We start from the raw sequence: 13,339 nt of genomic DNA, 5'->3' as shown, positions 1-13,339 counted from the left end.
CTTCATCTGTAAAGAAAAAATACTATTTTCGTGTGGTATTGCTTACTAAAAATAATGTTGTAAGTAAATTTTTCTAAAAATATATAATGCTATTAAAGCTTGTTTTTATTGATGATAATTAACTTTTTTGTTGAATAAATTAGTTAATAGTAGTGAATATTTATAAAATAGGAAGCATTAAATTTAAGATTTTACAATATTCTCTTAACTTTAAAGACTATAAATTTGGTTTCTAAAAACTCTATTATTTAAACATATGAAAAACATTTACACGATGCGCCACTTGGTGGCTTTTTTAAGTTTTTTTTGTTGCTGTTCGGGAAGTCTCGTTGCACAGGTTACGATGCCGGGCGCACAACCCTTGCCGTATACACAGAATTTTGACGGTTTAGCAGCTAATGGTACTACATATCCAGCAGGATTGCAGGGTTGGAGTGCGGCCACGGCACCCGGAAGTGCTTATGTTACAGCAGCTACTTTGGTTGCAGATAAGGCGTTGACGGCCGGAAGCACAAATAGCAGCACAGCAGCGACTACAAGCGGTAACATTCATAATTATAATGGTAAAATAGGTTTTCTTAATACCGGATCAGTTGATCTTACAATTGCCTTGGCTTTCTCCAGCACCGGACAAACAGGTATTCAGGTGCAGTATGACGCGATGACCATTCGTAATCCGTATGGGCTAGTGTCGGGTACAACAACATCGGAGCGAATAAATGAGATGGTTTTGCAGTACCGTGTGGGTACAACCACTGCTTTTACAACTTTATTGGAAACCGCTTATACAAATAACACAACGCAACAGACAGGAGCAGTTACCGATCCTCAAAATACAAGAACGATAAAAATAACATTGCCTGCGGAATGCGATAATCAAAGTATTGTTCAGATCAGATGGATTTCTAAGCAAAATTCAGGAGGCGGTTCTCGTCCTTCTTTTGCAATTGATAATATCGACGTGAGAAGTGATATTGCAGCTCCGGTAAATGCTGCAGGTTATCCAAAAGCGGATAATGTTTTATCACAAAGCTTTGATTTTTCTAATAAATTAGATGAAAAAGGAAAAACCTATTATGTTTTACTAAACGGCGGAAGTGCAGAACCTACCGTAGCGCAACTTAAGTCCGGTCTTGATGCAAATGGAACGGCAGCTTTACAATCCGGTTTTTTGGATATTGTTGATGCCTCACAGGCATATGTGAAAAATTTTGATGGTTTAGCTCTTAACACAGCCTATACTGTTTACTCGATTTCTGAAGATCCATACCATAATATTCAGGCTTCAGTTCATAAATTAGAAGTTACAACTTCAAGTGTTGCGATTCCTTCTTTAGTAACGACAAGTACTTCGCTTGATTTAGGATTCTCTGAAGCGGGTTATGATTCAGAAATAGCAAGTTATCAGATTCAAGGTAGTAGTCTTACTCATAATGTTATAGTGACCGCTTCAGGTAATTTTACGATCTCTAAGGACAATACTGTTTTTCAATCAGCAGTAACCTACAATGTGTCTGACTTTGATTCAAACGCAACGCCAACCGTTTATGTTAAGTTTACTCCAAGTGCTACCGGTACTTTTTCGGGAGAAATAAAGCATGAGTCAACTGGAGCAACGACCAAAACAGTCGCTCTTGCAGGAACAGGAATCAATCCGTATGTACAAGGTTTTAATGATGTAAATGTTTTAACAAATAGTGGCTGGACACAATACAATGTCGCCGGAACTAAAAATAAGTGGGGATCAACGACCGTCGCTCGAAATGTAAATTCCGGAACCGGTGCTGTTCTTATGAATGGGTATTCTGATAATGGTCCAAGCGAAGATTGGTTGATTTCACCAAAATTACACTTAGATAATTTCAATCAATTTCCTTTATTGTCTTTCTACTCTCGTAAATTTTATGCCGGAACAGGTTTAAAATTGATGGTTTCAGTAAATTATGACGGTAAAAGCAGTCCTGAAACGGCTACTTGGACAGAGTTAAATGGTAATTTTCCAACAGCAACGGGAACTTACGCGCAATCCTTATACATTAATTTAGGAGCGTATAAAACCAGTCATACCTATTTGGCATGGGTTTATGAAACCACAGCCGGAGGAACTAATAATGCGGCAGAATGGTCATTTGATGATTTTGCAGTTACAAACGAGGTGGGATATGTGGCTTCAAATCCTATTTTAAATTTTGGAGATGTTAGTCCCAACACTATATCGGCAAGTCAGTCTTTTGACTTCAAAGCTGATGGATATGGCGATATCACCCTTACAGCGCCTACAGATTATCAATTGTCTTTAGATAATGTTTTATTTCAATCCAGTATTGTGGTTACTAATGCTGATGCAGCGGCTGGTAAAACACTTTATGCAAGATTTGTACCTTCTGTAAAAGCGTTAGCTATTTCCGGACCTTTAACGGTGACTGGAGCAGGATTAAACAAACAAATCGGAGCACTGACAGGTTCTTCTTTGCCTAAAGCAGAAACTTTTGATATCGTGACTTACAATTTAGAGTTTTTTGGAAGTGATGTAAAAGGGACTGACGGAGCGGAGTTTGGCCCAATTGACGATGCATTACAAATCGATAATGTAGCCAAAGTAATGAATAAGTTAAATGCTGATGTTTACGTAGTGCAAGAAGTTTCAGATGATCCTTCTATAGATGCTTTGATTCAAAAAATAAGTATTAACGGAAAGACATTCGATAAAACAATTTCGACATCATGGTCGTATTCGTTTAATGTACCGGATCCAAATTTTCCTCCTCAAAAATTAGTGGTACTTTATAATACCCAAACAACTACTGTAAAAAGTACGCGTGTAATGTTTAAGGATTTGTATGATAATGTACGTTCGGGAGCCGTGACCTTGCCAAATTACCCAGGTGGTAACGGAGCTAGTTTTTTCTCTTCAGGTCGTTTGCCTTATATGGTTAAAATTGAAACTAATATTGGTGGAATCCAAAAAGAAATTAACCTGATCGATCTTCATGCTCGTGCCAATAGTGGAACTGACATCTCAAGATACAATATGCGTAAATATGATGTTGAATTACTAAAAGACAGTTTAGATGTGCACTACCCAAATTCAAACTTTATGATATTGGGCGATTTTAATGATGATGTAAAAATATCGGTTGTGGGTACAAATACTCCTTCTTCTTACCAGAAAATGGTGGAAGATACGGATCGTTACAATGCTTTAACTTTAGGGATTAGCCAGGCTGGAGCCTATAGCTTTTTAAGTTCAGGTGGATTCTTAGATCATATTATTATTTCTAATGAACTGACAGATCAGTATATTCCAAATTCTATTGCCGTGTACGATCCGCGTACAGACATTACAAATTACGTAAATACAACTTCAGACCATGGACCGGTAATTGCCCGTTTTGAATTGAAAAAGGATAATTTATCGACGGTTGATTTCCAAACTAAAAACGGATATTTTGTGCAAGCTTACCCTAATCCTGCATCAGATGTTGTAAATATTGCCGTGAAAACAAATGATGATAAAAATCTGAAGTTAAGACTTTATGATATGTCTGGGCGTTTGGTTGCAAGCCCGGTTGAAATAAAAGGGACTTCTGAAAAAAGTGATTCCGTAATTCAGATTAGCAATCTTAAAACAGGAATCTATATGTATACTTTAACAGAAAACAATAAGGTTATATATAGTAGCAAGATTATTAAAAAGTAAGTAGAGATACAACGGTAAATGAAACAGGCAGCTTATTCAGCTGCCTGTTTTTTTTTGCCACAGATTAAAGGATTAAAAGGATTAATAATTTGTGACGCACAAAAAAACAGACACGAATTGCACAAATTACACAAATTAATTCGTGTCAATTAGTGAAATTCGTGTCAAAATTACGCGCTCCTCTAAGGATAAATCTTTCTAGTTTTCGTTGAATAAACGTTTAAACCGATCTAAATCGACAGCTTCATGAAGAGGTATTTCGATAAAGTAATTCAATTGCCACTGTTGCGTTTTTTGGGCTTGTTTGTTGGTGGTTTCATCCCAAGGCGGATAAACTCTTGTGGCTCTTTTTCCTTCTTTGGTATCAGTCGAAAAGATTCCGCGTTCTAATAAGACAGATTTAGGAAATATAAATTGCCCTAATAAATCCTCTTTTCGGACACTGATAATCACATAATCAATCGCATCTGTAGCATCAAAAGGAGCAATGATTTTCGACGGATTGCGTTTCCATAAAGTTACAAACTGACCCGTTTTTGTTGGCGTTATTTTGGCTTCCCGATAACAAATGAGTTTGGTGTTTAATTGCAATCGATACGCACTATATTCCATGCTTTCAGATTCAGGCTCCGGTTGAGTACCTTCAAAATTAAGGAGATCATAAACCCGTTTTTTGGCGATCAGTAGGTCGTTCGGAATGGAGTTCGAAGTATTCCAATTGTTTTTAATGTTCATTATGAAGGAGTTGCTTTTGTTGTCTTTTTTTTGAAAATTACAACAAAAACGGCTTTAAAACGAAACATTCAATCCAAAGTTTAGCCCCCATTGGAACTGATTAAAAGACTGGTTGTTTAAGGGGTTTATGTAGTAATTCATTGCCGGTTCAACAAAAACATTTGTTTTTTTGTAGATACGGTATTGTAAAGTACTACTTAATACAGAGCCATAAACAAAGTCATTGGCATCAAGATTTTTTCCAATAGTAGTACCATCCAAAGCCACATTGTTTGAAATTAGCTTACCAACAAAACCCCCCGTATTTAAATTGACAGTAGTTCTGTTTTTACTAAAAACGGCGTAGGAAACTTCCAATGGCATTTCGATATATTTAAGAGTCTGATTTAAAGTACCGCTTTGAATGCTCTCACTGCTTACTACCTCTTTAGTACTGTTTGAAACAAATACATAATCGTTAGTTGCTGCAATCTGAGGAGTAGGCGACTCCTGAACATAAAAATCAGCAATGCCTAAAGCCATATTTTTTTGTCCTCTCACATCCATATACGAAATATTGGCAATACTTTGACCTAATTCGTTGATCTTGAAACCTGAACCAACTGCCCATTTATTATTGATTTTGTATTTTGTTTTTACTCCGTAACTATTACTTTGTTTAGAATCATTGTTATATCCTAAAGTCTTGTCATTTTTATAGTTTTCAGAATTAGCAATACCGGCAAAAACTTCAACAGCCCATTTTTCTGCGGCAGAAAGAGGTTTTGTTTCCTTTTCAATTTTAGATTCAGGAGTGATTATTCCTTTCTCTAAATTCTGAAGTACGGCCAATTGTACAGAATCCTCTTTACTCAATACATTATTGAATTTGGAGTTGTTTTTTTGATGTTCAACAACTGCTTTTTCAGTATAAATCGTTCCGTTTCTAAGCTCTTTTTCGTTTTTGCTCTCTTTATTCTGTTGCTGGCTTAAAATTGAATTGGAGGAATTGTAAGCAAAACTGTTCGTGTTTTTTGACTGCAATTTCTCTTTAAAAAGTGAATTCGAAATCTGATTTTTTGAAGTAGCATTAAACGGGTTCTGTTTACCAGCACTAAAGGTCTTTTCGGCTAAAATTTGATTCGCTTTTCTTGTTTCAGGATCTGCCGTTTGATTTTTTGAAACTGAAGCAAACGCATTTTCTCTCTCCGGACTATAGTTTTTCTGCGCTATAGTTTGATTCTGCGCTCTTTTTTCAGTGTTAAACAATTGATTTGTCGAAGCAGAATTGAATGCATTTTGTTTTTCCGAAACAAAAGATTTTTGAGCTACAGCCTGATTGCTGTTTTTCTTTTCTGCGTTTAATTCCTCAGAAGGTAGATTTGGGTTGTTTTTAGAAGCAGTGCGAGCCAAAGCTGTTTTGTCTGTTTCTTCTTTTTGTTGTGAGGTAGCTAATTGATTGTCGGTAGCTCCTGAAACCGGATTTTTACTGTTGATCGTTTTTTGATTGATGATGGTTGGTTTATCAGAGACTGTTTTGTCCTGAGTAGATGTCGCGTTGTTTTTATTTACAACAACACTGTTATTTTCTATAGTAGTCGTTCCGGTATTTTTGATTCCGGCATCTGAATTAAGATGAAGAACAGAAGGAATTGCAAGGCCTAATAATAAGCATGCAGCAGCCGACCACCAAAGAATAACTCTCTTTTTCTTTTTAGGTTTGTTTAATTTTTCCTCAATCTGACCCCATAATTCGGGTGGCGGAACACTTGTGAAGTTTTCCATTGATGAAAAAATAGTCTCTATTTTCTGCTTCTTCATGCTATTTTAAAATTTTTTATGCTCAAAATTCTCTTTTGCAATATTCCTTTAGCTCTGTTTAAATTTGATTTTGATGTTCCTTCTGAGATTTTCAATAACTCGGCTATTTCTTTGTGTTTCATTTTTTCAAAAACATATAAGTTAAAAACGGTCCGGTATTGATCCGGTAAATCCCGAATGTATTCTAATAGTTTTTCCTGTTGTATCGGAATAATGTCCAATTCTTCTTCGTCTACAAAATCGGTGTCCGGATCGAAAACATCTAAAAAGAAATTCTCCTTTTTCTTCTTATTTAAAGTTTCAATAAGTTTATTGATAAAAATACGTTTCAGCCAGCCTTCAAAACTTCCTTCAAATTTGTATTGGCTTATCTTTTGAAAAACAATGATAAAGGCTTCCTGAAAAACATCTTTAGCATCGTCCTCGTTTTTCATATACTTTAGGCAAATTCCATATAAAACAGGAGAAAACAGCTGATAAATTTTCAGTTGTCCTTCTCTGTTGTTTTGCATGCATTGCTTAATATATATATCTAAATCGTCTTTCAAAAAGTGGTTGAATTAATTTTGGTAAAATTAGTTTTTTTTAACTCGCAAAGTCGTCTTTAGCAAATCATTTGGTCGGTATTCAGGTTGTCTCTAGTTGTTTGTGCGGTAGTGCTTTTTTGAAACTCGTTTCCGGTTAGCAATATAGGAGAAGGTGTTTCTCCTATATTTTCTACCCGGTCCTATAATTAGTAATTAAGTAAGCATTTGAATTTTTGTTCTAATTTTTAAGAATAAGTATTTGTCAAAAAGCAATATTTGACTACTGTTTTAGAGCTGTTATTTTGTCCTGAATGGTTTTCTTGAAAGCTTTTATAGCGGCACTTTGATCTTCGGTGTCATTATTATCGATATAAATTTTAGTAACAGTTGTACCTTGACGCAATTCAAAATAAGTTCCGCCTTTTGTTGAGGTATCCGGCGTACCATACGTTTTGGTTTGTCCTCTTATGGCTAAAATTTCAGCAGGGATATTTTTTGTAAAAAGACTATATTCTCCTCTTTTAGAGGTTGCAAGATATTTGTATTGGCCAAATTCATAGCTTCCTGCTACTACGTTTAGGAATTTTAAAACATTAAACTCATTCAACTGGTAGAACTTCTGGCAATCATCTCCGGTACATGGTTTGGCATAACTTCCAATTATTACATTGTCTGTAGTTTCATTAGTAACCTTATTAAAGAAGATTTTTTTTGATGTTCGGGGAATCAAAATGTAATCAGAAGGGTAGGTTACGGTTGGCGCTGTAGATTCTCCGGTTTGAGGTGCTTTTTCATATAAATTGATGATAATCTCACAGTTGTTCTCTACAATTGAAGCTACTTTTATGCTATAACCGGTTGTAGGTTTCTGACCTGCAAAAAGACCTACTAAGTAATTTTTTGTAAAATCGATTGTAGGATCACTTGGATTTGGACAGCTGTTTGGATGCTTGGTGAAAAAAGAAAGTAATTTCTCTTCTGTAGTAACCACTAATGCACCAGACTTTTCAGGTTCAATTTTTACACTGTAATTGCATAAAAGTGGGATTCCGGTAAAAGTGGTGTTTACATTTGATCCACAGCTGGTATCAATATCGTCATTACCCAATGAACAGGCACTAATTCCGAAAACTACAAATAAGCCTAGTATTAATTTTTTCATAATGTGTTTGTAATAAATTATATTTAATAGATGTAGCTTTTTTAAAAAGGTTGCGTGATAAAAACTTTTTTTTTCTTTACTTCATAAGGAAGCACTACAGATTATTGCATACTTTTACTTAAAAATAATTTTAGTTATGTTTGATTTTTTTCCGCTTTTACTGGTTTTTCCGCTTGCTTTGTTCTTAGGGATATACTTGGGGAAATTATTGTTTTCGGCCAGAGCCCAATCAGAAAAAGTGAGTTTGAATGAAAGATTAAATGCAGCAGTAAATCAATTGCAAGCACAAAAAGAACAGTTTGAAAAAGAGCGAAACCATCTTGAAAAACAGTTTCATTTAAACAATTCCGAAAAAGAAAATATCAGAACCGAAAAAGACAGTCTGGCCATTCAGCTTTCAAAAAAAGAAGTGGATTTTGAGAATTTATGGGAACGTCATAAAGAACAAAAAAACGAGATAACGGAATTACAGGAAAAATTTACCAAAGAGTTCGAGAATCTGGCCAACAAAATTCTCGAAGAAAAGTCCGCTAAATTTACCGAACAGAATAGCGAAAATATGAAAAGTATTCTGCTGCCTTTACAGGATAAAATTCAGGTTTTTGAAAAAAAGGTCGAGCAGACTCACAAAGAAAGTATTGATTATCATGCCGCTTTACGCCAGCAAATTATAGGGTTAAGCGAGTTGAATGCGCAAATGAGCAAAGAAACCTTAAACTTGACCAAAGCACTGAAAGGCGATAGTAAAATGCAGGGAAATTGGGGAGAGTTAGTCTTAGAGCGTGTTTTAGAAAAGTCAGGCTTGGAAAAAGGACGTGAATATGAGGTACAGCAAAGTTTTACAACTGCCGAAGGAGCAAGAGTGTATCCCGATGTTGTCATTAACTTGCCCGATGGAAAGAAAATGATTGTGGATTCTAAAGTTTCATTAGTTGCTTACGAAAGATGGATCAACGAAGAATCGGAAATTTTAAAAATCGAATTTCTTAAGGAGCATATCAATTCAATTAGAAGACATGTTGATCAGCTTGGAGGTAAAAATTACCATGAGTTGTATCAGATCGAGAGCCCCGATTTTGTATTGCTTTTTATTCCGATAGAGCCCGCTTTCGCGATTGCTTTAAACGAAGATCCAACCCTGTACAATAAAGCATTCGACAGGAATATTGTAATCGTAACACCAAGTACCTTGTTGGCTACTTTACGCACTATTGACAGTATGTGGACGAACCAGAAGCAACAGGAAAATGCATTCGAAATTGCCAGACAAGCCGGTGCGTTATACGATAAATTTGAAGGATTTGTTTCTGATTTGGTGAGAATCGGCAACAAAATCAAGGATACTAAAACCGAGTACGACAGCGCGATGAATAAATTGGTTGACGGAAAAGGAAATTTAATTACCAGTGTTGAGAAATTAAAGAAAATGGGAGCGAAGGCCAAGAAAGCGCTTCCGGAGAATATTATTGCAAGAGCATCAAATTCAGAAGAAAACCAATCTTTAAATTAAAGTCATATGAAGAGAATTTTAATTATTATTGCTGTAAGTTGCCTATTGATTCTAGCAAGCTATTTTGCTTTTGTATATTATGTTCCTTATAGCAACGGGTATCGTTCAGGAGAATTAATCAGGATGAGCCATAAAGGTGTAATCATGAAAACCTGGGAAGGAGAAATCAGTCAGGGCGTTTCCGGTTCGCAGATTTTTAGATTCTCCGTTTTAGACAGTGACCAAAAAGTAATTGATGATTTGAACAAACTGGAGGGACAGTATGTAAAATTAACCTATGTTGAACGCTATAAAACCTTTAGCTGGTGGGGTGATACACATTTTTTCGTTACCGCTGTTAAAAAAGAAAATTCCCCATTTAAATTTAAATAAAATACAATGATACCAGATTTTAAGCCCGTTTCCTCCTCTAAAATAAGCATTTCAGAGCTCATGTTGCCGTCTCACACTAACTTTAGCGGAAAAATTCACGGAGGATATATTTTAGGATTACTCGATCAGATCGCTTTTGCCAGTGCGTCCAAATTCTCAGGGAATTATTGTGTTACCGCTTCGGTAGACACAGTGAATTTTTTGAAACCAATTGAAGTTGGCGAATTGGTAACCATGAAAGCCTGTGTAAATTATGTAGGCCGAAGTTCTATGATTGTAGGGATTCGTGTAGAAGCCGAAAATATTCAGACCGGAGTAATAAAACATTGTAATTCGTCTTATTTTACAATGGTTGCCAAAGACAAAGAAGGCAATAGTGTGAAGGTTCCCGGACTTATTTTGTCTAGTCTGGATGAAGTGCGTCGTTTTAGACAAGCGATCAAACAGATTGAATCAAAAAGAGAGGTAGAAGAACACGCTAAGGTTACCAATGTAAGTTCTATTGAAGATTTAGCCAGTTTAGAGCAGTACAACGTCTTGCTGGAAATTGGATAGGTTTTTTGCGAAATGTAAAGTGTGAAATGTAAAATGATTTTACATTAATTTAAATTTAAGGAAAATGATAAAATTTGGTTATACGATTTTGTATGTGGATAATGTTGAAACTTCGATTGTGTTTTATGAAAATGCATTCGGGTTTTCAAGGAAATTTATAACTCCGGAGAAGGATTATGGGGAGTTAAGTACCGGAGAGACGACCATTTCATTTGCTTCCAAAAAACTGGCAGCTCAAAATTTAAAAGACGGTTTTATTGAAAGTACTTTAGAAGAAAAACCTTTTGCAATCGAATTAGGCTTCCTGACAGATGATGTGGCCGGAACAGTTCAAAAAGCAACTTCTTTTGGGGCAGTACTGGTAAAAGAGCCCGTACAAAAACCTTGGGGACAAATTGTGGCTTACGTAAGGGATTTAGAAGGCTTTCTAATTGAGATTTGTACCGAAGTACAAGGGTAAATTTACTGGTGTTACCTTTCTGATAATGTTTAAAGAATAAGGAGTATTAATTAATTCAAGTTGTTAGTTAATTATTCTTTTTGAATTTGTTACTATTTGAGTAGCCTCCTGCTTTAGCTCAATGTCATTAAATTACGCTATTTTTTCACGCAGATTCTGCAGATTTTGCGGATTTTTTTTATTTCATTCTAATAAAATCTGCGTGAGACTTTTTTTGACAATCCTAATAACTTGTTTCATTTTAGAGATAAGAGTACTACTAACTTGAATTAATTATAATAATTTTTCCTCATTGATGGAGTACATACAAAAGAACCCCTATTTTATTTTTTTGACCTTAATCGTAATTTTTTTAGCAATCGGTTTTTTAAATGCTGAAGAAACTTTAGATATTAATATTCACGATACTTACTATGTTATTTCTTATTTGCATTTTGCGGTGTTGTTGTCTGTTATTTATACCTTCCTGGCAATCCTTTACTTTGCTCTGATAAAATTAAAATTTCCCCTTATAAAATGGCAGATTAGTACACATGTTATTGTTTCGGTAGGCGGTTTACTTTTGATCTGGATTTTTTCTCAACTCAAACGTGAAATGGCACCCGGAGATATTGAATCTTATACGGCAGGTATGACTTTTAACGATAAAATGTTGTTAGGAATTTTTATAACTGTTTTGACTATGGTTGCCACACAGCTCGTCTTTGTTATCAATGTGATTCAAGCCTTAGTTAAAGGTAGATCGTAATTTCAAAAGCCATCTCAGATCTTACAATTTCACACTTCACAACAGTAAAACATTTCACAAATATTTAGCAGTAAATCAAGAACTAAATAGCAGATAATTTCGTAATTTTAAGTATAAGGTTGCAGCTACCAGATTTTCACGGAGTATTGCCATTTGATTTTTTTCAGACTTACTTAAGTTCAGTTTTTTTTCTCCTCTTAAATTAAAAAGAATCGAATGACATAATTGTTTAAATAATAACGATTATGAAAAAAACTACTTTACTTATTTTACTTTTTACTGCATTTTCTATACTCGCACAGGATAAATTCAAAACCAGTTCGGCCGTTGTAAATTTTCAAGCTTCCGTTCCGTTTTTTGAAGAAGTGAAAGCAGTAAATAAGCTTGCAATCATTGTGTTGGAATCCCATTCTAGTACACTGGTTTGCACGGTTGTTATCAAAGATTTTCAGTTTAAAATGGATTTAATGCAGGAACATTTTAATGAAAATTATATCGAGAGTCACCGCTACCCCAAAGCAGTTTTTAAAGGCAAAATCCAAAATTTTGATTTGAAAGAGGTTACTGAAAACGAAAAAGAATACGATGTTGTAGGCAAACTGTACCTGCATGGAAAATCCAGAGCAATTGCAGTAAAAGCATTGATCAAGAAAGTTCCTGACGGCATACAGATTATTTCAAATTTCCCGATTTCGGTTGCTGATTTTAATATCGAAATCCCGTATATAGTAGCCAATAAAATTTCAAAAACGGTGCAAACCGATTTGAGTGGTATTATGAAATGATTTGTTTTATTTTAAACAGTCATAAAGAGCGGTCTCCAACGTTGCAAATTGAAACTCAAAACCTGTATGTTGTATTTTTTCAGAAGAAACCCTTTGACCCTTTAAAATAGCGTCGCTCATTTCGCCTAAAACAATTTTAAGCAATGATTGAGGGATTTTTGGAAGCCATATCGAATATCCATATAAGTTGGCGAGTGTTTTTGAAAATTTTAATTGGGTAGTGTCGTCTGTAAGCACTGCATTATAGGGGCCTTCTATTTTGGTATCGAGAATTGATTTTAAGTAGATTTGTGATAAGTCTTCTATATGTATCCAGGGTAAATACTGTGAACCACTTCCTAAAATGGTTCCGAAGCCGGCTTTGAAACCCGGAGTTATCTTTTTTAGAAAACCTCCCGCTCTCCCAAAAACAATTCCGGTTCTGATTTTTACCGTCCGAATTCCTAATGCTCCGATGGTGTCTGCTGTTTTCTCCCATTCCTGACAGGTTAAACCTAAAAAGTCGTTGGCAGCCGGAGTATCTTCTGTGCAAATTTGTTCACTGGTATTAGCTCCGTAAATTCCAATTCCGGAGGCTGAGATAAAGGCATTTAATGATTTATTATGTTTTTTTAGAAGAGAATGAATGAGGGTTATTGGTTTTGTACGACTTTCTAAAATGCTTTTTTTGCGTTTTGCGGTCCATCTTTTTTCTACAATTCCTTCACCGGCCAGATGAATGATGTAATCGGCATTGAGAATTGCATCCTCTTCAATGTAATCACGTTCGGGATTCCATTGGTAATAGGTAATCAAGCCACTGCTTTTTCTTGGAGTACGGCTTAAAATAGACACTGTAAAATTATTGGCAAGCAGTACTTGAGTCAGGTATTTGCCAATAAACCCTGTTCCGCCGGTAATGAGTACATTTTGAGACATCTGATTTATCATTTATTTAACATAGTGTTGTGTTTCCGCATAAATAAAGGTACTTAAACATTGTTTA

General features: G+C 35.3%; 12 protein-coding genes. 7 read left to right on the top strand and 5 right to left on the bottom strand.

Translation table 11 applies throughout. The features are described 5' to 3' along the window. The first annotated feature begins 256 nt into the window (after nucleotides 1–256). Nucleotides 257–3,700 carry a T9SS-dependent choice-of-anchor J family protein gene (locus tag LNP23_RS00440; RefSeq protein ID WP_230003049.1) on the top strand — a complete coding sequence of 1,148 codons (3,444 nt, stop codon included), beginning with the start codon at nucleotides 257–259 and terminating at the stop codon, nucleotides 3,698–3,700. Between the two features lie 198 nt (nucleotides 3,701–3,898). Here the strand turns inward: LNP23_RS00440 and LNP23_RS00435 are convergent, their stop codons facing one another. From LNP23_RS00435 to LNP23_RS00420, 4 genes are all read right to left on the bottom strand, one after another. Continuing rightward, a complete protein-coding gene (locus LNP23_RS00435) occupies nucleotides 3,899–4,435 on the bottom strand; it encodes a MepB family protein (RefSeq protein WP_230003048.1) in 537 nt (178 codons plus the stop codon). A gap of 54 nt (nucleotides 4,436–4,489) precedes the next feature. Then, on the bottom strand, nucleotides 4,490–6,235 hold the full coding sequence (locus LNP23_RS00430; RefSeq protein ID WP_230003047.1) for an outer membrane beta-barrel protein: 1,746 nt from the start codon (nucleotides 6,233–6,235) through the stop codon (nucleotides 4,490–4,492). Continuing rightward, nucleotides 6,232–6,783 carry an RNA polymerase sigma factor gene (locus LNP23_RS00425; RefSeq protein WP_166921923.1) on the bottom strand — a complete coding sequence of 184 codons (552 nt, stop codon included), beginning with the start codon at nucleotides 6,781–6,783 and terminating at the stop codon, nucleotides 6,232–6,234. The genes LNP23_RS00430 and LNP23_RS00425 overlap by 4 nt, the downstream gene beginning before the upstream one ends. 259 nt (nucleotides 6,784–7,042) lie before the next feature. Further along, nucleotides 7,043–7,924: a protease complex subunit PrcB family protein gene (locus tag LNP23_RS00420; RefSeq protein WP_047773875.1), complete on the bottom strand. Its 882-nt coding sequence runs from the start codon at nucleotides 7,922–7,924 to the stop codon at nucleotides 7,043–7,045. Between the two features lie 136 nt (nucleotides 7,925–8,060). Between LNP23_RS00420 and LNP23_RS00415 the strand changes: the two genes are divergently transcribed. The 6 genes from LNP23_RS00415 (at nucleotide 8,061) to LNP23_RS00390 (ending at nucleotide 12,354) form a co-directional block, all read left to right on the top strand. Continuing rightward, nucleotides 8,061–9,434 carry a DNA recombination protein RmuC gene (locus LNP23_RS00415; protein ID WP_230003045.1) on the top strand — a complete coding sequence of 458 codons (1,374 nt, stop codon included), beginning with the start codon at nucleotides 8,061–8,063 and terminating at the stop codon, nucleotides 9,432–9,434. A 6-nt stretch (nucleotides 9,435–9,440) separates the two neighbouring features. Next, nucleotides 9,441–9,806: a hypothetical protein gene (locus LNP23_RS00410; RefSeq protein WP_047773869.1), complete on the top strand. Its 366-nt coding sequence runs from the start codon at nucleotides 9,441–9,443 to the stop codon at nucleotides 9,804–9,806. A gap of 6 nt (nucleotides 9,807–9,812) precedes the next feature. Continuing rightward, a complete protein-coding gene (locus LNP23_RS00405; protein WP_230003044.1) occupies nucleotides 9,813–10,361 on the top strand; it encodes an acyl-CoA thioesterase in 549 nt (182 codons plus the stop codon). Nucleotides 10,362–10,425: 64 nt separating this feature from the next. Continuing rightward, the gene (locus LNP23_RS00400; RefSeq protein ID WP_230003043.1) at nucleotides 10,426–10,821 is read left to right on the top strand and encodes a VOC family protein; all 396 of its coding nucleotides are present in this window, start codon (nucleotides 10,426–10,428) and stop codon (nucleotides 10,819–10,821) included. 295 nt (nucleotides 10,822–11,116) lie between these two features. Beyond that, on the top strand, nucleotides 11,117–11,569 hold the full coding sequence (locus LNP23_RS00395) for a cbb3-type cytochrome c oxidase subunit I (RefSeq protein WP_230003042.1): 453 nt from the start codon (nucleotides 11,117–11,119) through the stop codon (nucleotides 11,567–11,569). A gap of 245 nt (nucleotides 11,570–11,814) precedes the next feature. Then, nucleotides 11,815–12,354, top strand: a complete 540-nt coding sequence (locus LNP23_RS00390) for a YceI family protein (RefSeq protein WP_230003041.1) — start codon at nucleotides 11,815–11,817, stop codon at nucleotides 12,352–12,354. A gap of 6 nt (nucleotides 12,355–12,360) precedes the next feature. On the opposite strand, the gene LNP23_RS00385 is transcribed toward LNP23_RS00390, so the two are convergent. Further along, a complete protein-coding gene (locus LNP23_RS00385; protein WP_230003040.1) occupies nucleotides 12,361–13,284 on the bottom strand; it encodes a TIGR01777 family oxidoreductase in 924 nt (307 codons plus the stop codon). Nucleotides 13,285–13,339: the final 55 nt, after the last annotated feature.

Origin of the sequence: Flavobacterium cupriresistens, assembly GCF_020911925.1 — a bacterium.
Lineage (GTDB): Bacteria > Bacteroidota > Bacteroidia > Flavobacteriales > Flavobacteriaceae > Flavobacterium > Flavobacterium cupriresistens.
Note: the sequence above shows the minus strand (reverse complement) of the source record. Positions and strands in the feature narration are given on the sequence as shown.